Annotated in this window: 13 protein-coding genes and 2 pseudogenes; 9 read left to right on the forward strand and 6 right to left on the reverse strand. The window is 46.7% G+C overall.

Features of this window, described 5'->3' with window-relative positions; all coding sequences use genetic code 11:
• Window positions 1-141: 141 nt before the first annotated feature.
• Both rpmB and rpmG read left to right on the forward strand, forming a co-directional pair.
• Window positions 142-378, forward strand: coding sequence for a 50S ribosomal protein L28 (rpmB, locus tag NAT23_RS13505; protein ID WP_251594228.1), 237 nt, complete (start codon window positions 142-144; stop codon window positions 376-378).
• Between the two features lie 29 nt (window positions 379-407).
• Window positions 408-563 (forward strand): 50S ribosomal protein L33, encoded by a 156-nt coding sequence (gene rpmG / locus NAT23_RS13510; RefSeq protein ID WP_251594227.1) that lies wholly within the window; start codon window positions 408-410, stop codon window positions 561-563.
• Between the two features lie 90 nt (window positions 564-653).
• Here rpmG and NAT23_RS13515 read toward each other — a convergent pair whose 3' ends face one another.
• Complete coding sequence (locus tag NAT23_RS13515; RefSeq protein ID WP_350028341.1) at window positions 654-1,124, reverse strand: baeRF12 domain-containing protein; 471 nt, start codon at window positions 1,122-1,124, stop codon at window positions 654-656.
• 245 nt (window positions 1,125-1,369) lie between these two features.
• Between NAT23_RS13515 and dndB the strand changes: the two genes are divergently transcribed.
• Genes dndB through NAT23_RS13535 form a run of 4 tightly spaced genes read left to right on the forward strand, consistent with a single transcriptional unit; the run spans window position 1,370 to window position 6,325 of the window.
• Complete coding sequence (gene dndB / locus NAT23_RS13520) at window positions 1,370-2,446, forward strand: DNA sulfur modification protein DndB (RefSeq protein ID WP_251929156.1); 1,077 nt, start codon at window positions 1,370-1,372, stop codon at window positions 2,444-2,446.
• Entirely contained in the window at window positions 2,443-3,966 is a 1,524-nt protein-coding gene (gene dndC / locus NAT23_RS13525; RefSeq protein ID WP_251929157.1) for a DNA phosphorothioation system sulfurtransferase DndC, read from the forward strand. The genes dndB and dndC overlap by 4 nt, the downstream gene beginning before the upstream one ends.
• On the forward strand, window positions 3,966-5,960 hold the full coding sequence (gene dndD / locus NAT23_RS13530) for a DNA sulfur modification protein DndD (RefSeq protein WP_251929158.1): 1,995 nt from the start codon (window positions 3,966-3,968) through the stop codon (window positions 5,958-5,960). The genes dndC and dndD overlap by 1 nt, the downstream gene beginning before the upstream one ends.
• A complete protein-coding gene (locus tag NAT23_RS13535) occupies window positions 5,960-6,325 on the forward strand; it encodes a DndE family protein (RefSeq protein WP_251929159.1) in 366 nt (121 codons plus the stop codon). Before dndD ends, NAT23_RS13535 begins: the two co-directional genes overlap by 1 nt.
• 42 nt (window positions 6,326-6,367) lie before the next feature.
• Here the strand turns inward: NAT23_RS13535 and NAT23_RS14820 are convergent, their stop codons facing one another.
• On the reverse strand, window positions 6,368-6,535 hold the full coding sequence (locus NAT23_RS14820) for an integrase core domain-containing protein (RefSeq protein WP_350028340.1): 168 nt from the start codon (window positions 6,533-6,535) through the stop codon (window positions 6,368-6,370).
• 8 nt (window positions 6,536-6,543) lie between these two features.
• Here NAT23_RS14820 and NAT23_RS13540 point away from each other — a divergent pair.
• The 3 genes and pseudogenes from NAT23_RS13540 to NAT23_RS13550 form a co-directional block, all read left to right on the forward strand.
• A protein-coding gene (locus NAT23_RS13540; RefSeq protein ID WP_251929160.1) for an IS3 family transposase occupies window positions 6,544-7,694 on the forward strand; the annotation gives its coding sequence in 2 pieces (ribosomal slippage) (window positions 6,544-6,787 and window positions 6,787-7,694; 1,152 coding nt in all).
• Window positions 7,657-7,923 (forward strand): integrase core domain-containing protein, encoded by a 267-nt coding sequence (locus tag NAT23_RS13545; RefSeq protein WP_251929161.1) that lies wholly within the window; start codon window positions 7,657-7,659, stop codon window positions 7,921-7,923. The genes NAT23_RS13540 and NAT23_RS13545 overlap by 38 nt, the downstream gene beginning before the upstream one ends.
• Before the next feature lie 26 nt (window positions 7,924-7,949).
• A pseudogene (locus NAT23_RS13550) lies at window positions 7,950-8,036 on the forward strand (integrase core domain-containing protein); the annotation flags it as partial.
• A 204-nt stretch (window positions 8,037-8,240) separates the two neighbouring features.
• On the opposite strand, the gene NAT23_RS13555 reads toward NAT23_RS13550, so the two are convergent.
• The 4 genes and pseudogenes from NAT23_RS13555 to dptF all read right to left on the reverse strand — a co-directional run.
• Window positions 8,241-9,953, reverse strand: a complete 1,713-nt coding sequence (locus NAT23_RS13555; protein WP_251929162.1) for an AIPR family protein — start codon at window positions 9,951-9,953, stop codon at window positions 8,241-8,243.
• Window positions 9,954-9,969: 16 nt separating this feature from the next.
• Window positions 9,970-15,117: a DNA phosphorothioation-dependent restriction protein DptH gene (gene dptH / locus NAT23_RS13560; RefSeq protein ID WP_251929163.1), complete on the reverse strand. Its 5,148-nt coding sequence runs from the start codon at window positions 15,115-15,117 to the stop codon at window positions 9,970-9,972.
• Window positions 15,098-16,444: a DNA phosphorothioation-dependent restriction protein DptG gene (gene dptG / locus NAT23_RS13565; protein WP_251929164.1), complete on the reverse strand. Its 1,347-nt coding sequence runs from the start codon at window positions 16,442-16,444 to the stop codon at window positions 15,098-15,100. Before dptG ends, dptH begins: the two co-directional genes overlap by 20 nt.
• A pseudogene (dptF, locus tag NAT23_RS13570) lies at window positions 16,445-17,377 on the reverse strand (DNA phosphorothioation-dependent restriction protein DptF); the annotation flags it as partial.
• Between the last annotated feature and the right edge of the window lie 136 nt (window positions 17,378-17,513).

Consider the following 17,513-nt stretch of genomic DNA (forward strand, 5'->3'; position numbering starts at 1 on the left):
TGCTTGAGGGTGGGGTGTCTGGTATAAAGTACGCCCTTTGAGTACAGGGCATAAGGCCTGCGCCTGCCACTTCCCGGTTTGCCCGACACTATCACCCTAATACCTACATAAGCGTTCAGCGCTTACGGTTTGGAGGCTTCCATGTCCCAGGTTTGTCAGGTTACCGGTAAGCGTCCGGTGACCGGTAACAACGTTTCACACTCTCAGCGCAAGACGCGTCGTCGGTTCGTGCCCAATCTGCACACGCATCGCTTCTGGGTCGAGTCTGAAAAGCGTTTCGTTAAACTGCGTGTTTCTTCCAAAGGCATGCGCGTTATCGATAAGAAAGGCATCGAGTCTGTTCTTTCTGATCTGCGCAGCCGCGGCGAACGCGTCTAACCCAACGACCTTTTTCGGAGAGCGCTGACATGCGTGACAAGATTAAACTCGTTTCTTCTGCTGGTACAGGCCACTTCTATACCACCAAGAAGAACAAGCGTAATACCCCAGACAAGCTTGAGTTCAAAAAGTACGACCCGGTCGTTCGCAAGCACGTTGTCTACCGCGAAGCCAAGATCAAGTAAGTATTGATCAGTGCCGCTGTAAAAAAGCCCGCAATCGCGGGCTTTTTTACGTTTGGGCGGTACGCTTCATGAGCTGTTTTCGTGCTCACGTCAGGCGAGGGTGGCTTTCGGCACCAGCTTGTCACGAATTTCCTCGGCGCTTGCGCTGGAGAGGTCCTTGTCCACGCTTTGATCGACGCATTGAGCCAACGACTTGTCCATCTTCTGGCGCAGTGCGCCGAGGAATTTGGGCGCTGCCGCGATAATGAGGCGATCCGCCTTGCCCTGATCGTGGGCCTTCTTCATATACTGCGCTACTTCCTTGGCGAAAAACTCGGCGTGCTTGTCGGAAGTGGCACCGTCGTCGCCGGTCTGACGCTGGTGGGGGCCATTGCCCGAATCGCCCTTACCGCCGGTTCTAAGATCGCCCGTATGCTCGCGGCTTTCAGGGTGCACCAGAGCGTCGGCTTCTTTCATCAGACCTGCATCGTGCATGAAAATGCGTGCACGGGCTGCGTCGGCTACCACAATCATCGTCGTCATATCGGTTCTCCTTAACCAATAGCTGTCTGTCTGACTCAGTCTGGTTTAGAGCGCTGATTTGGGCAAATTTTTCCAAGCCTCAGTGCAGGCGGCTCAATCGGAGGGTGCTTTATATATTCATTGGCTAGGAAGATTGAAATAGAAATAAAACATGAAAGGCTTTATTCAATAATTTCAATAGTAAGCTGCTTAAATACTGGAAAGTTATAGATAAATTGACCTGGAAGTTAAAAAATGGTATTTTAACTTCCGTTTTATTTTAACTTCCTCTCTTGGGAGGATTCATGGCCGACTTCTCTAATACCTTTCCTGCCGCACGTGGTGTTCAATCTGGAAGGCCCTGCTATGTGGCCATGTGTCCCCTGAGACTGATACCTAAAATTTTTATTTTCGACGGGCACGAAGTGCCTCCTGAGCTTAGAGCACAGCGCACCCTTAACCGTACTCGTATACCTGATATCGTAAGCTATCTAGTAGATAACCCTATGGATTACACCCTTTCAGGTATTACTGCTTCCATAGACGGACAGGTATCATTTGAACCCAGTGCTGATACTGGCGCAGGACAAAATCTCGGACTGCTTTCCATTCCCATGGATGCCAGGATCTTGATCAATGATGGCCAGCACCGACGTGAAGCCATTGAGCAAGCGATCGAGCAAAACCCTGAACTGGGTTATGACAATATCCCCGTACTTTTTTTCATTGATGATGGGCTTAAAAGAAGCCAGCAAATGTTTGCTGATCTCAATAAGCATGCCGTCCGTCCGAGTGACTCTATAAGCACTCTATATGACCATCGGGATGCTTTATCGGAACTCGCCAGATATGTCGTTAAAGAAGTCAAGGTCTTTTCCAGGCTTACTGAAATGGAAAAATCGAGTATCTCCAATCGGAGCAGCAAACTCTTTACCCTTTCAGCCATAAAAAATGCGTCGAAGGCTTTATTGATGAAGGGGAAGCATGACCCCGTCATGGAAGAAGATCAAAGACTGGCAGTAGAGTTCTGGAATGAGGTCGCTGACAACATGCAAGACTGGCGGTTGGCATTGGAAAAAAAAGTAGCAACCTGTGAATTACGAGAGCAATACATTCATGCTCATGGGGTCATGTTGCAGGCTATGGGGCATGTAGGTGCCGATCTCCTTTGCAAGCCGAAACAGCATTGGTGCGACATTCTTAAGGGCCTACAAAGCATCGACTGGGCACGAGCGAACAGTAACTGGGAAGGGCGCGCCATGCATCACGGCCGCATCAGCAAGGCACGTAGTAGTGTGGTACTCAGTGGCAACTATATTAAGCAACAGCTGGGTATTCCACTTACGCCTACAGAACAGGAGTATGAGGAGTATTTTAAATGACCGCTGCTGAAGAGAAATTCATTTTCCCGGACCACTTATCCATGATCCAGGATTACACCATTGCCGGTCGCCCGCTTGTAGATCTAATTCGCGAAATTCAGACCATCTATTGCTCAGATGACCGCCCCTGGATAATTGGTTTTAGTGGTGGCAAGGATTCAACATGCATTCTATCTCTTATCTATATGGCACTACTCCAGCTTCCGGAGGATAAGCGTAAAAAGCATGTGTATGTTGTTTCTTCCGACACGTTGGTAGAAACCCCTGTTGTCGTTGACATGATTCAACGTGTCATCGCTAAGATTAACGAGTCAGCGCCGCAGGAAAACCTGCCAATTAGTGCTCACAGCGTTGTACCAAAGACTGATCAGACCTTCTGGGTCAATTTATTGGGGCGTGGTTATCCTGCACCCAACCAGAGTTTCCGATGGTGCACCGAGCGCATGAAAATTCACCCTGTCAGCGAATTTATCCTCGATAAGGTCGCCAGATTTGGCGAGGCCGTAGTTGTTTTGGGCTCTCGTAGTCAGGAAAGCGCGTCTCGAGCTCAGGTCATTTCCAAGCATAAGATTGATGGCTCGGCACTTAGCCGCCATACCTCTTTGCCTAATGCCTATACCTACATGCCGATCGAGAACTGGTCAGCAGATGAAGTATGGATGTATTTGATGAGTGCTCCTTGCCCCTGGGGCGGTTCCAACAGAGAGCTTCTGGAACTTTACAAGGGGTCAAACCAAGGCGAGTGCCCGATCGTCATCGACAAGAGCACGCCTTCCTGTGGCAATAGCCGCTTCGGCTGCTGGACATGCACCGTAGTGACTGATGACAAGGCACTCCATGGGCTGATCGAATCAGGCGCCAGCTGGATGACGCCGCTGCTGGCCTTCAGGAACAAGCTCTACCAGTCTCGTCAGCCCGAAAACTCTGAAGAGTACCGCAACTTTCGTCGGCGGACCGGGCGTGTCACGTATAACTCGGGCGATATAAGTGATGACAGCATCCAGGAAGTGCGCCACATCCCGGGTCCCTATTGGCTATCCAAACGTCAGGAATTTTTGCATGAGCTACTGACCATTGAGAAAGGGATCAAAGATGATGGTGAGTCCATTGAGTTGATTACGCGGCCCGAGCTGCACATGATCAGAAGAGAATGGCTGAGAGACCCCAATGAACCCGACTGGGAAGATTCTCTCCCGGGCATCTATCGAGCAGTCTACGGTGAAGATCTGGATTGGGTAGAAGACGACGCCGGCGCGTTCACGCGGGCGGATTCGGAAACACTGGAACATCTTTCTGAAAAGTACGGCGTACCTGCTGCCCTTATCCGCAAGATGCTCGAAGCTGAACTTCAGGTCTCTGGGCTTGGCAATCGACGCGGAATCCTGAACAGCCTTGAAAGCATTCTCCAAAGAGACTGGGAAGACCTTGAAGTCATCAATGAACGCAATCACTCCCTTCGTAAACGTGGCAAGACCTACGCTGAAGAAGTGAAAGAAGAATTTTCAGAGTTCCTGCATTAATGTTTATTAAAGAGCTTACGCTGACCGATTTCCGGGTTTACGAAGGCGTGAATCATTTCAATCTTTGCCCGGAAAAACATGCTGGCAAATTGCGTCCCATCATTCTCTTTGGCGGTCTCAACGGCGCAGGAAAAACCAGCATCCTTCTAGGGATTAGGCTCGCCCTGTATGGGAAGCTGTGTCTGGGCTCCGCCGTGTCACAAAGACGTTACGATGAATTTTTGCTGGAAGCCCTGCATCATTCTCGCGCAACGGGACGCTCAGCCAATACGGCAGCTGTCGAGCTTACCTTTACCTATGCCAAGCTGGGTACCGAGAGCCAATACCATGTGAAGCGCGAATGGGAGCGACGCAGTAATGGCGTCAAGGAATATCTGACCATCCATGAAGACGATGCGCCGATAAAAGGATTAAATCAGGAACAGGCTCAAAATTTCCTGAACGAGCTTATTCCCGCCGGCGTGTCGGACCTCTTCTTCTTCGATGGAGAGAAAATAGCCCAGCTGGCAGATGATACAGGCGGTGCTGCTCTAGAGCAGTCGATCAAGAAACTGCTGGGCCTAGATGTCGTCGAGCGACTTGCCGGCGACCTGACCGTTTTAAACCGGAATCTGACCAAACGCTCTTCAGCCCAGGAAATCCAGTCGAAAATCGATTCGGAGCAATCCAGCCTTGAGCGTTGTAGAGCACAGATTGAGTCTGTACGTCAGAAGATGAGCACGCTTTATGCGCAGCGTGCAGAAACACAGGAGCACGCCAACAGGCTCCAAAAGGACATTGACGACCGTGGTGGCCATTTTTCTGCGCCTCGAAAGCAGCTCGAATCCAGACTTGTAGAGCTACAGGGGGAGCGAGACAAAATTGTTTCCCGAATCAATATCCTGATGTCTGACGCTGCGCCTCTTGCGCTGGCAGAAGCCTTTTGTGTCAGAACCGAGAGCCAGATTGAGCACGACCTTAATCTTCAAACCCTTCATCGTGAGCACAGGCTTCACGATGAATATCGGACTCAACTGGCAAATTCGCTTGATTCAAGGTTATCTGCTGACGCGTTAGCCATTGTTCTGGAAGAACTGGATAACCTTGGCCAGGCGACACAGGGCCTTGAAGACCAACAGCCCGTCCATGATGTTACGCCATCTCAAGCCAGCCATCTTTTCTCTGTATTTAGCGAAGCTCGAAAGCAGAAAGACGATGTGGTGGCGTTGTTTGAAGCTCTGGAAAAGGTTGAAACAGACCTCGACGAGATAGGGGCCTCGCTCGCCCGGGCACCGGATGATCTTCTGATCGCGACCGATTTTGAAAATCTGCAACAGCTGCAACAAACGCTTGGCCGTCTGAATGCTGAAATTGACACGCTTCGTAACCAAGGAAGGGAAACTGCCAATGAGGCCGTTGAGAGCGCTCGACGGCTCGACCGGCTTTATGAAGAAGCTGCGAAATCGGGCGATCAAAAACGAGTGTTTGACTACATCAATAATGCCAGCGGTCTTCTCACGGATTACGTGGGACAAACTGCCACCGCGAAAATTCGTGATCTCGAGACACAATTTACCGATTGCTTTGCAAAACTGTCTCGGAAGGATGATTTAGATCTGCAAATCCGTATCGACACCAGCACGTTCCATGTGAGCCTTCTCACAGACAATGGCAAAACCATTGCCAAGGATGAGCTCTCAGCCGGAGAAAAGCAGATTTTTGCCATTTCAATGCTTGAAGCCTTGGCCAAGACCTCCGGACGTCAGCTTCCCATGATCGTGGATACTCCTCTGGGCAGGCTGGATTCAGAGCACCGCGCCAGACTCGTGGAGGGGTATTTCCCGGTGGCGAGTCATCAAATGATTATTCTGTCGACGGATACCGAGGTCGATGAGTCGTTCTATTCAAGGTTGTCTCCGGATATTTCCAGAGCCTATAAGCTTGAGTACGACTCAGCAGCAGGCGCGACCCGGGCCCACGAAGGATATTTCTGGCAAGAGCAGGAGGCCCACTAATGTTTCCTTCTCGAATTCAGTTAAGCAAGAAGACATGGGACCGTCTGCAGTATATACAGACGAAAACCCGCCTGACCCCTAACGTGCTGGCACGTACGGCGATCGTACTGGCACTGCGCGATACGCATACGGCAACGATTAACGAAAACAAGCCTGAACAGACGCATGTGATTAACCGCGACGTGTTGTTTGGCGATCAGGCAGGTGTGTATGAAGCCTTGATTCGGCAGTTTTGTGCTGAGCAAAACATTGATGCCGATGTTCAGGATATTGTTCGGTCATTAATTGATGTGGGTTTGCATAAAATGGGGCATGTAAAAAAAGTTTCAGACATCTCCTATTTTTACAAGAAACCTAAAGGTTAATCTCTATTCCAAACTGTAATGACCCCCTGGTTTCTGCACACCCTAAACTGCTAATGCTGGATGTGCTCGGGGTGCCACATAGTCCAGAGACTGATGTGGCCGCTCTTCGTTGTAATACCGGATCCAGCGATCAATGACTACCCTGGCCTGGCCCAGTGAATCGCCCCGGGTTTCGTAGACACCTCCAGGCCTTATACTGAAGGCATCCAAGAGGTTTCATGAGCCATCAACGATACACCGAAGAATTCAAGATCGAAGCTGTCAAGCAAGTGACCGAGCGCGGCCATCCCGTCGCCGAGGTTGCCGCCCGCTTGGGCGTATCCGGCCATAGTCTGTATCAGTGGATCAAGCGTTATGCCAAGCCTACCGAGCAACGCCAGCAGGACGATGATCTTCAGGCTGAGAACCGGCGGTTAAGGGCTGAGCTGAAGCGTGTATCAGAAGAGCGAGATATACTAAAAAAGGCCACCGCGTACTTCGCCAAAGAGTCCGACTGAGGTACGCGTTCATTCAAGACCATGCGGATCAATATCCGGTGCGGCGGCTGTGTCGCATGATGGCGGTGCACCCCAGCGGCTACTATGCCTGGTGCCGTAGAACCCTCTCTGACCGGGCTCGAGACGATCAGCGCTTACTGGGGCTGATCAAGCATGCTTGGCTCGAAAGCGGTGGGATTTACGGCTATCGCAAGATCCATCGGGACTTGAGAGAAATCGGAGAAGCCTGTGGGAAGCATCGCGTTGCCCGCCTAATGCGTCGGGAAGGGCTACGCTCACAGTCTGGCTATCGGCGACGGCCTGGCCACTATAGTGGTAAACCGGCAGTGGTTTCACCCAATCACCTGAATCGCCAGTTTGACGTGGCGGCGCCCAATGTCGCGTGGGTGACGGATATCACCTACATCCGCACTTACGAGGGATGGCTCTACTTATCGGTGGTCATCGACTTATTCTCTCGACAGGTGGTTGGCTGGTCGATGAAGCCGCGCATGACCACTGATTTGGCGTTGGATGCTTTGCTGGCGGCGGTGTGGTGGCGCAAGCCGCAAGAGGTCGTAATAGTGCATTCAGACCAAGGAAGTCAGTTCAGCAGCACGGATTGGCAGAGCTTTCTGAAAGCCAATCACCTGGTGGGCAGCATGAGCCGTCGAGGTAACTGCCATGATAATGCCGTTGCCGAAAGCTTCTTCCAACTCCTCAAGCGGGAGCGGATTAAGCGGAAGATCTATTCGATACGAGAGGCCGCCAGAAGCGATGTATTCGATTATATTGAGATGTTCTACAACCCAAGGCGCCGACACAGTAAGAGTGACAATCTGTCACCTATCGAGTATGAACGACGCCATTTCCAGAGCCTGGCGGGTGTCTAGAATATCCGGGGCGATTCAGTTTATAACGCCCTACACACCGGAACAAAACGGGCTCGTTGAGCGCTTCTTTCGTTCCTTGAAAGAGGAGTGCATCTGGCTTCATCGCTTCGAGTCACTGGGCCAGGCCAGGGTAGTCATTGATCGCTGGATCCGGTATTACAACGAAGAGCGGCCACATCAGTCTCTGGACTATGTGGCACCCCGAGCACATCCAGCATTAGCAGTTTAGGGTGTGCAGAAACCAGGGGGTCATTACAGTGGAGAGATCATTACAATCACGTTCGACCTCACAGCTCACTCAATTACCTGCCGCCCGTTGAATATGCCCACAGGGCGGCATAATGTGGAGAATCTCATTGAGTCAGTGGTGCTAATCCAGGGGAAAGGTCATGGGGTATCGTCACTCATTTTATCCTCCTGATGGCTGCACTATAACCTGTGCAGCTATGGAGGGGGTCACTTCAAAACACAAAAATGCCCTGAGGCCTAAAACCTACAGGGCTTATTAAAATCTCAAAAAAAACTTGTATTCCTAAAATTGATTTTTTATGCCGTTAAAGCTCCAAGGTTGCTTTCAAACCCACGTCTAAAATTGGTTGAACCTAAAGCCTTTACTACTGTGGTTTCATATTTATTAGAATAAGTTTTTACATTTTCTTCTAGCAATTCAATAACTTTATCTTCAGAAAAATTAGCAAATAAAGAAGAGAAATATAAAACATATAAAAACTTCAATTGATTACCATTTATTTTCTTGTCTTTGTACTTTTGAATTATGCTATAGTATTTTTTAATCATATCGGGGGCAGCATTCATATCGAAGCCTTCTATAAAAAGATCATCATATTTACCTTCGAAAATTTCTTTTAATCCATTTGTTGCTTTCTCAGGTTGGCCAGACATTGCTTTTAGAATTTTTCCAAAGGTTTCCATATGGATTGTATAATCGTAGGACTTATTTTCATCTGGCCCGGTATCACCTGATTTCCTAGCATAGGCAATGTTGTTTTCGTTCAAAAATCTTTCTATCTCTATTTGTTCGGAGGCAAGAGATTTTAAATCAACTGATTTAATAGCATTTTGGCTATTGGTATATTCTGCTATCTTATGCCTTTCATCGGATTCGCTATCTGGCATGAAAATTCTTACAAGTACCTCTGCATCATAAAGATAGCTATCTAAGTTATCAGCGTCTTTTTTATTAAACTCATGAATGGTTCTTAACGTTTGGCCACCATTAACCACTTGAAAACCCTTTATATTGAGCTTTAATTTTTTTTTGCCTGGCAACTCCCTAGAATCAATAGAGTTGGCTACAAGGGTGACTCCATTGTTATACATAAAGAACTTTTTAGGATTTTGCTTTAAAGTTTTTGCGATATTTTCGTTATATTTTGACTTTCTAACAAAACCTCTAACATTATCGAAAAGCACGCTAAAATCTAAATTTGAGCTTTTAAGGTTTTCATTGTCCTCTAAATCGACCTGTTCTCGAAGGTCATGCGAATCGCATGTTATACGTAATAGGTCACTACACTTCATTCGCACAATAAAAGATTTAGCTGAGGCTTTTTCGCTTTCGGAATAGCTCATAACAGCTTGAGAATCTAATATGATTGTAGCATCTATCGGCTCAGGGCGAATTGACATATATTCTAAAATAGTAGGTAATGCTAACGGGATTATCTGGATAGCATATTGTTCAGCCAGTAAAGCCAATTCATTTCCGGCCTCTTTTACTTCTTGTGCTTCATTACTTACCTGATAAAGTTCTACTTGCCACTCCCCCTTTGGATTATTAAAAATCTCATTCGCCTTCAAAACTTTTTCTTTCATTTTTTCCGGAAGAACCTTATAGTCTTGTTCCTTTCCGTTAATCACAAAATTAAGAAATTTCGTTGAAGTGTAGTTGTCGTTTAAAGATTGCGTTTGGTTAGGGTTAAAACTTTTCCTATATTTAAAATTAAAAAGCCTTAAGACTAAAGCGTCTTCATCAATAAAAATTGCATCTATACCATGATCGTTTATCGCCTGCCCATATACAATCTTATTAAACTCTGCATCAACGATATAGTCTGTCAGAACAGATATATCGGTCTCACCACAAACATTTTCCAAGATATAAGGATAGAAACCAATACGGCACCGACCCTCATTATTTAAATTCAATGAGATTGCTAAATTTTTTTCCAAAATGCTAGCGTATTTTTCTAGCTTTTTGTTTAAAATAACAAAATCGTTTCTATTGGGAAGTTTCATTTATACTCCTTGATTCCTATTGCATATGTGTCGGTATAATGCCTAGCTCCCAAAATGCCAAATCTTTCATCTTGGCCACTTTCTTTTTACCATCGATATACAAGCTATAGTGTTTTTCAAGCTTGCGAATTTCACTCATATAAAATTCTTCACTCTGCTTACTTGGAGTATTAAAAATGGCTTTAATCTCTTGTGACTTGATGTTGGCAACCTGATGAATCACCCATGACAATATCAGAGTAGAGTAATCGTTATCACCGGTTTTAAAATGCGTCAGTTCCTGTGTTGAAAGGATGGTGCCTACCCCAAACTCGCGACCTTCTTTCAGAATTTTCTTCAGGCTATCGAAATCCTGTGACATGAAGTTGTCGGCCTCATCGACCAGGATCATCTTGGAAATCTGACGCAGGCTACCTTCCAGCTTTGAGCTACCCTGTTGGTGCATCTGGGTGTAAAACAGATCCAGCGTTAACGCGACGACCAGATTCTGAATGCTGGGATCGTAGCCGGATAGATTAATAACGGTGACACCATCGACAAGGTCGTAAAGTGACTGCGTTTTGCGGGTATCCGGCTCAAAAATTTCAAATCCGATCAGATCATCCAGAGCCGCATAGAGAGAATCCTGCTCGACCTTCTCCTGCGACTGAAAGACTGCCCAGATGTCGGCAAGCGTCGGTGCTGGTTTGACCCAAGTTGAAGAATCCTGCGGATATATCCCGGCAGCTTCATAAGCCTCCATCACCAGCGTGCGCACCTTGTTTTGCTGTCTTGGACCAAGACCGAACGCTTTGGCGATGGTGGTACGAAACAGATTAGCCGTATGCATCGGCTGCATCGGTCGATTGCCAAATACCGCGAATGGGTTAAATGGCAGATGGAACAGGTCAAACACCTTGGCATTGGTGGCTGCTACAAAGTCATCCTTAACGTAATCAGCCTTGTAGTCGAAGATAAGGATGCCGATATCGGTACCGCCAACATTGTTATGCTGGTTACGGACCAGCTGAGTGATCAACGACTTGGTAAACTGGGTTTTACCAGTCCCCATGGTGCCAATGATGCCGGTATTGGTATTGAACAGCTTCTCGGTATCGGTGGGCTCCCAGATAACAGGTTGTTGGGTCTGAACGTCAGTACCAAACTGTATGGTCAAGGGCTGAGTTGATGCAGGCCCTGTCTCTTCATGCCCATCAGCCGTTTCGCCCCCAGCTGCAGAGAATGACTGCTCATCTTCGCTGTTACGCTCTGGATGTTCCCCATCTGAATGGTCTGTTCTGGCGCTATCATGGCCTTCTTTTTCAGAGGTGGCTTCACCCTGGTATTGCATACCAAGCATGTACTGCTCGGGGATCCGCAAGGATTTGCCTTCCAGAATTTTGCTTTTTAGCGACTGATATGGGGTATGAATCAGTGCCTCCATCATGCTAATAGGGATCTCTGCTTTCAGCACCCCGTCGCTTTCCTCGTAGTTTTCAGAGAAACAGGCGTCGCTGTTAAGCAGCGCAACAACCATCGCTTCAGGGTAATTATTTAACTGCCCTATGCTGTAGGTGCCATCCAGCCATGTTTCACGCGCTTCAAGAAAGCTATCGAAATGGGTTTTATCGAACACTTCGTAAAGCTGATACTTTTCAACTTGGAGCAAAATCTGGCGAATAAACAGCCCTCTAAACAATCGGCCGGCCAAATTATCCTGCCCGAGGATGGTTTCCATGTAGTGCTTGAGTTCAATCGCTTGTGTGCAGGCTTTTTTGAAATCCGGACGGCTACCGGCCTTGGCTTCAACGGGTAGCAGGTAAAGCTTCCCATTCTTGAAACCTGCGAACAGGATGTCATCCGAGATCGCGCCATGCTTAATGTTGAAATTCAGGCGCGAGAAGTCCGAGTCACTCATGGCCAGGCCGATATTGCCTGCAACCCGAATCATCTCGGCAACAGACAATGGCACCCAGCAAATATCAGACTGAGACAACATGGCAGCCACAACCTTGTAAGAAGCGATTACGCCTTGCTTACCCAGTCGTTCTCGTTGCGGGTCATCCACCATCTGCAAAAGCCACTCGCCATTGAAGGCATTGAACTCGCGAATCAGGCTTTCACCGGCGTTGCCCAATACGCTCTTGTAGAGGTTGGACTGCTTGGTCACTGTAATAGCATCATACCCGGAAGAGCTGGTGTACTGATCCGAATAGTGGATCAGGATGATGTCATTATTATCCTGAAAGAAATCCAGGGTTACTTTCGGGTCGATTATAGTGACCCATATCGAACTGTCGTAGGAGCGCTCAAGCTGCTCTTTAACAGAGGTACTAACGGATAAGCGAATAGCAGAGTTGTTATCGTAAGTGTCGCCACTAACGATGGCTGGCCGCCAGAGGCGACTGAATGCCTTGGCAACCCGAAGATGAGGTTTGTCAGAGCAATCAACGCCCTTCATTCCCAGGCCGGTGAAGTAAAACTCGTTTTCCTTGAGTGAGGATTCTCCCGCCAGGAGGCCGCCACACGACATGCCGGAAATATGCTCATCAACATCGTTATTGCGCGGGTCAATCAACTGGTTGTTTCTGAAAAAGCTCAGGTGAGCGTATTTTTGACGATCAACCTGACCGTTTCGAAATTTGCTGAAGCTTAGATGGGTGCGCAACACGTCCACGATCGTGTCGGTATTGCGTTTGGCTGCCCCTTTATCCAGACCATATCGATCCTTGATCTCATCGTAGGTCGCCATCTCGGCAAAAATGTCGAACTCGGTATCGATTTCGTCATCATCATAAAGATTGACGTGAATTCGACGGCCATCATCGAGACGGTCGATGTAGTAGGCCAAAATACCTCTGAAAAGCTCTCGATTCCCTGCGTTATTGATAGAGTTGATGAGTATGGGCGCAGCGGGCACTTCTTCGAACAGTTTCTTGAAAGTTTCGACAAACTCTTCAATCTTGTGCCGAACCAGTTTGGTGACATACTCAAAACTGGAATTTTCCTTGGGAATTATTTCCAGCCAAAAAGGATTTTCATCCACGCTTTGGGTATAGCTATAACCCTGACGGACATCGAACAAATGAGGCACCAGACCGCGCGGGTTGAGGCGCTTCAGCGTTACATTTGGAAGAGACTTGTAGCTGTACTTGTTTCCATCTTCTCGAATGGCATTAATCAGATTCAAATAGTAGGACAGTACAACCGGATGGAACGGAGTCAGGTATTGTTTCTGCCGGCCCTCCCGACTATCAGCTACCCGGGCGATACCAAGCCTGGTGACAAATTTTTCTGAAGAGGTCAGTGTTTTGCCAGTTTCCAGAGTTCCCAGGTAATTCAGGTAGGCATCAATATAGGTTCTGGCCAGCCCTGTGATTTTAGGACCCCAGCTTTCAAGAGAAGGTAAGGTACGTCGATTATGGTCTTTGAAATAGCGAAGAAACGCTACATAGCTTTCATGGAGCTCTACAAAGCCTGCATCCTTCAGAGCGTCTGCTTGGTTTGAGACTTCGCTATTTTTATCCCAGGACACCAGCTCATCTTCGATAAAATCGTATTCGATATTCAGCAGCTGTTCTCGCAGAAAAACCTGTTTTATTTCCTGATTATCCAATATTACGGTGCTTTTTCCAGGCTTGTAGATAGCATAATAGTGATCGCACAATAAGTGCTTCGTACGACTGGTGTCAGCAAGTAACGGAAGCACGAGATTCTGTTTGGCTGGTTCACCCTCGACCATAATACCAAGCTCGGTATCGCCATTTTTGAGCTGAAAGCGAACCTCGTCTGACTCGTCATATAACTGTTGAAAATCAAGTTTTCCAAACAGGGAAACGTCTACACATTCTTGATTGTCGACCAGAGCCTTCACATCCTCGACATCAGGATTAACTACAATGGATTGCTGACTTGACTGTAATACTAACGCCTTCTTTGAGCGATTAACCAAAAACTGGTTAACCATATCCTCAAAATAAAAAACACCCTGAGGAATAACAGCGCAATGAAAACTATACTGCTCAGAATTTAATTCGCGCGACAACTTTACTGTAAAAAAAAGCGGTTGGTTGGAAACCACTCCATTAATGGTTAATGTCGTTTGATTGCCGCGCCCTCGATGATAAAAACTAACGCTATTTGGCATTCCCTTCGCAGGAATAATTTTAAACTGACTGTTTTCCGTTTTTGACCCGGAAAACTTGATCGAAATATCAAAGCTGTCAGAGAGTTGACTGGTCTCAAGCAGAATATGAATGTCGCGCAGGCCTGCACCTTTATCGCGTTTACTACGATGTTGCAAAAGGCCTGTTGCCGTCGAAATATCATCAAGCTCCAGAGCCTGCTTTTTTTGTTTTTCTATTTCATTTGTATATTCATCAAAAGTTCTGGATTTCCATTCCTCACTGCCATTACCAAAATTGTCCTTGATAAATCTGCTTCCAAACTGCCCTAAACGGTCTTCCAGCTCTTCAGAGTGATGCTCTATCTCGAACTCGATTTCAGAACGCAGTTTTCGATTTTCTTCAAGACGTCGTTCAATCTGTTTAAGGTTAAAATTTTCACCCTGAGCAGCCCAGTCATCAGTGAGCCTGGGGTCATTAAATAGACCCAATTCATCAAATCGCAGTTCACCATTTGTCATGGATTCATAAAGGCTTCGATATCCAAAGATGCTGGCATTGTCCGATTCAACAACTTCAGCCTGGAAATCAAGCAAACATCTGGATGTTTTCTGATTGCTCATGCTGTCGTCGATCAGGCTATCAAGCTGTTGCCTGATGCCTTCAACTGACCAGACGGCACCATGTTTAGCCAGATCGAAGGTGCTGTTGGTAATCGTATCAAGCATACTGTTATGAACCATTAATAGGGTGCTTTCCCAATTAACAGCATCATCTCTTAGCTTGGCCAGGTAATTCTCTGTATAGCAACCTTCATCAATGCCGTACTCTTCAGAATGTCCCGCAATCACGACCTTGACATCATCTATTAGCAGATAGTTCAACTGAGTTTCACCATCCATCATTGAACCATCAGCTGCGTTATGGATCGCTGAAAGCAACTTGATAGTATTTTCCGGATCAGTTGAACGAAACTGGAAACGCTCGCCTGCCTTGACCCTTTCTGTTAGCCAATTTTTCAAATTTTCGACCAGAAAAGACTCAAATTGTTTTTCGGACATAGACTGCGTCTCCACTATCACTCATCCTTTCAAGATTTCCCACTCGTTCATAAAACTCAATTAATGCTTGCTGAGATTGTAAATCAAACCAGACGCCACGGGCTTTAAACTCTTCGATCAACCGCTGAAACTGTAAGCGAGGTTCGAACCCAACTGCCAGGTTAGTCAAAAGCAACAAATAATCCTGATTGATAGTCAAAACATTACCACCACGCCGTCGATTTTGAATGAAGTGTCGTGCTACCTCATTTTCAAAAGCACTAACAACCTTTTTCTTGACGGTTAGCTGACCACTGCGAGGTTGACTAAAAACCTCCTTGGACGTAGCGGATATGGCTTCGAGAGCCTCATCTGGAGTCGTAATCTCATTAGCCCAGGGAGAAAGATTGCGAGCTTTACGATAGCTCTCAAGAAAAGCGGACAATCGAGTAACCAGATCTTCTCTCTCGGATAAGGAGCAATCCTGGAGGTAGGCACGGATCGCCCAGAGAGGGTAGCGATGGGCGCTTTTGCAATCAGGCCGATTCAAATACTCCAGTGCGGAAAGCATCGGAAACAGGTCCGCGATTTTGTCTCTTAGTTCCTGGACGGCGCTTCGAACCTGCTTGCGCTCGGTACTAGCTTTCTCGGTATCCAGAATAAAAAACAATGGCTTACTCTCAGGCTCGGATTTCCAGAAATTAATATTCAAAGCCAGTTGAGAACTGTATAAAAAATTGTATAACGCTATAAATGCCTTGAGCGCTTGCATCATATAGTTAGGATATTGACATAGCAGTTTGAAATCTTTAGCGAAATCATCTGCAAGAAAAGGCAGATAGCTGGTTACCGTTTTTTCAGGCTCGAAGTCGGTGATCACTTTATGAAATTCATCCAGAATTTCCCGCTCAAGAAAATTAATATTGTTCTCGCTAGCCTGAATCCTTGTTTTTGATGCAGCCAGTAGACCGCTTAACACCTCACCAACATGCCTGGTATTGCCTGAATTAGACGAACCATTTTTGAACAGCATGAAATCAGGTGAGATTTCAAATAGTCCTTTTGCATCGTCAGCGAAGTACATCACCTCGAGCAGTTCCAGAAATTCTGGCTCATCAATTTTTTGTGCAAAACGAGCGCGGCAAGCTTCAGTAAAAGTTCCCAGATTTTGGCCTTTTTTTAATGATTGCTGCAATCCTACTGACAGCAGTTCTCCACCTACAGAATAAGTATCGGGGTCTTTATTCCGCTCACCTCGCTGCTGCCGAAACGTGAGATAATGGTTAACAAAATTTTTCTCTTTGATTTTTTGATTGTTAACAACGGACAGATTTTCATAAAGACTCATCTACTCTGCCTCCACGACAAACTCTTCGTCTTCTAATCGTAATGTCCATTCTCTGTCCTGATCATGGAAGTGGATCGATTTTGTTTTATTGGCAACGCCAACCAGCTCTTCAATCACCTCTTCCAAAATAACCACAGCATTCTTGTCATGACGGTTGGGCCGGTAGCCTGCAAGGATTCGCTGAGCCAGTTCCAGAAAGGAAATAGTAACTGGAAAGGGTTCAAGCTGAGTTTGGTCGACCTTGATGACGGCATAAAAACAATGGATTTGATGCTTTTTCGGGTTGGCATCAGCAATGCGAGCCAGATCGGGGCGCACATCGACCCTGGCTGAAACAACGATGTTGTTTCTTTTTTCCAAATAAATTCCATCGCCAACCGTTTTGGTTTCCAGCCGGTTGGCAAATTTTACCAGGCTTTCGATTAACTGTTTTTTATAAAACTCTCTTAACTGTTTTTTGCTATCATCAGAATGATGTAGCTGCCATGCACGAATATATTCATCAAACAATGGCAAAGCAAAATCTTCAGAAAAAAACTTATGATAATTGTTGCCGAGATCTATTTCCTGAAGGCAGTAGAAAGCTCTTATCCAACTGGAAGATGAGAGCTCTCGATGACCATATTGTTCACAATAAGATTTTTTGAACTCTTCAAATTGTTGATCTGTTATACATAACGCATGTTGTACAACAAACTGATCCAGTTTCTGTGAGCGCACCAAGCAAGGGTCAAGATCAACTAAAGAGTTTGCCAAACCATAGCCCGGTGAAGCGAAAAGATTATCAAACAACACCGAATTACCAGCGATCAGATGATGGATAAAATCCAGTAATGCACGCGCAGAAAAGAACTGATCAAATTTTAAACGAGCATGCAGAAGAGCGCGCACGATTACTTGTTGTACGACGGGCTCCTGAATTAATCGATAATTATGAAATTTTAAAGGTTCTTCGTCACTTCATGTGGATTTGGCCTGATCGAGCAGGCGGCCCACCGGACTGCCGATCAGGTAGATCATCGCGATGAAGTTGGCCTCGTTCCGGTAGCCACGTGCGCGTGACCTGGCC

Origin of the sequence: Larsenimonas salina (assembly GCF_023736155.1) — a bacterium.
Classification (GTDB): domain Bacteria; phylum Pseudomonadota; class Gammaproteobacteria; order Pseudomonadales; family Halomonadaceae; genus Larsenimonas; species Larsenimonas salina.

Bases quoted from the DNA above. Each gene is read 5' to 3' on its own strand.
- dptH (WP_251929163.1), bottom strand. From the start codon at position 15,117: ATGTCCGAAAAACAATTTGAGTCTTTTCTGGTCGAAAATTTGAAAAAT.
- NAT23_RS13535 (WP_251929159.1), top strand. From the start codon at position 5,960: ATGTTTCCTTCTCGAATTCAGTTAAGCAAGAAGACATGGGACCGTCTG.
- dptG (WP_251929164.1), bottom strand. From the start codon at position 16,444: ATGAGTCTTTATGAAAATCTGTCCGTTGTTAACAATCAAAAAATCAAA.
- dndC (WP_251929157.1), top strand. From the start codon at position 2,443: ATGACCGCTGCTGAAGAGAAATTCATTTTCCCGGACCACTTATCCATG.
- rpmB (WP_251594228.1), top strand. From the start codon at position 142: ATGTCCCAGGTTTGTCAGGTTACCGGTAAGCGTCCGGTGACCGGTAAC.
- dndD (WP_251929158.1), top strand. From the start codon at position 3,966: ATGTTTATTAAAGAGCTTACGCTGACCGATTTCCGGGTTTACGAAGGC.
- NAT23_RS13545 (WP_251929161.1), top strand. From the start codon at position 7,657: ATGAACGACGCCATTTCCAGAGCCTGGCGGGTGTCTAGAATATCCGGG.
- NAT23_RS13555 (WP_251929162.1), bottom strand. From the start codon at position 9,953: ATGAAACTTCCCAATAGAAACGATTTTGTTATTTTAAACAAAAAGCTA.
- dndB (WP_251929156.1), top strand. From the start codon at position 1,370: ATGGCCGACTTCTCTAATACCTTTCCTGCCGCACGTGGTGTTCAATCT.
- rpmG (WP_251594227.1), top strand. From the start codon at position 408: ATGCGTGACAAGATTAAACTCGTTTCTTCTGCTGGTACAGGCCACTTC.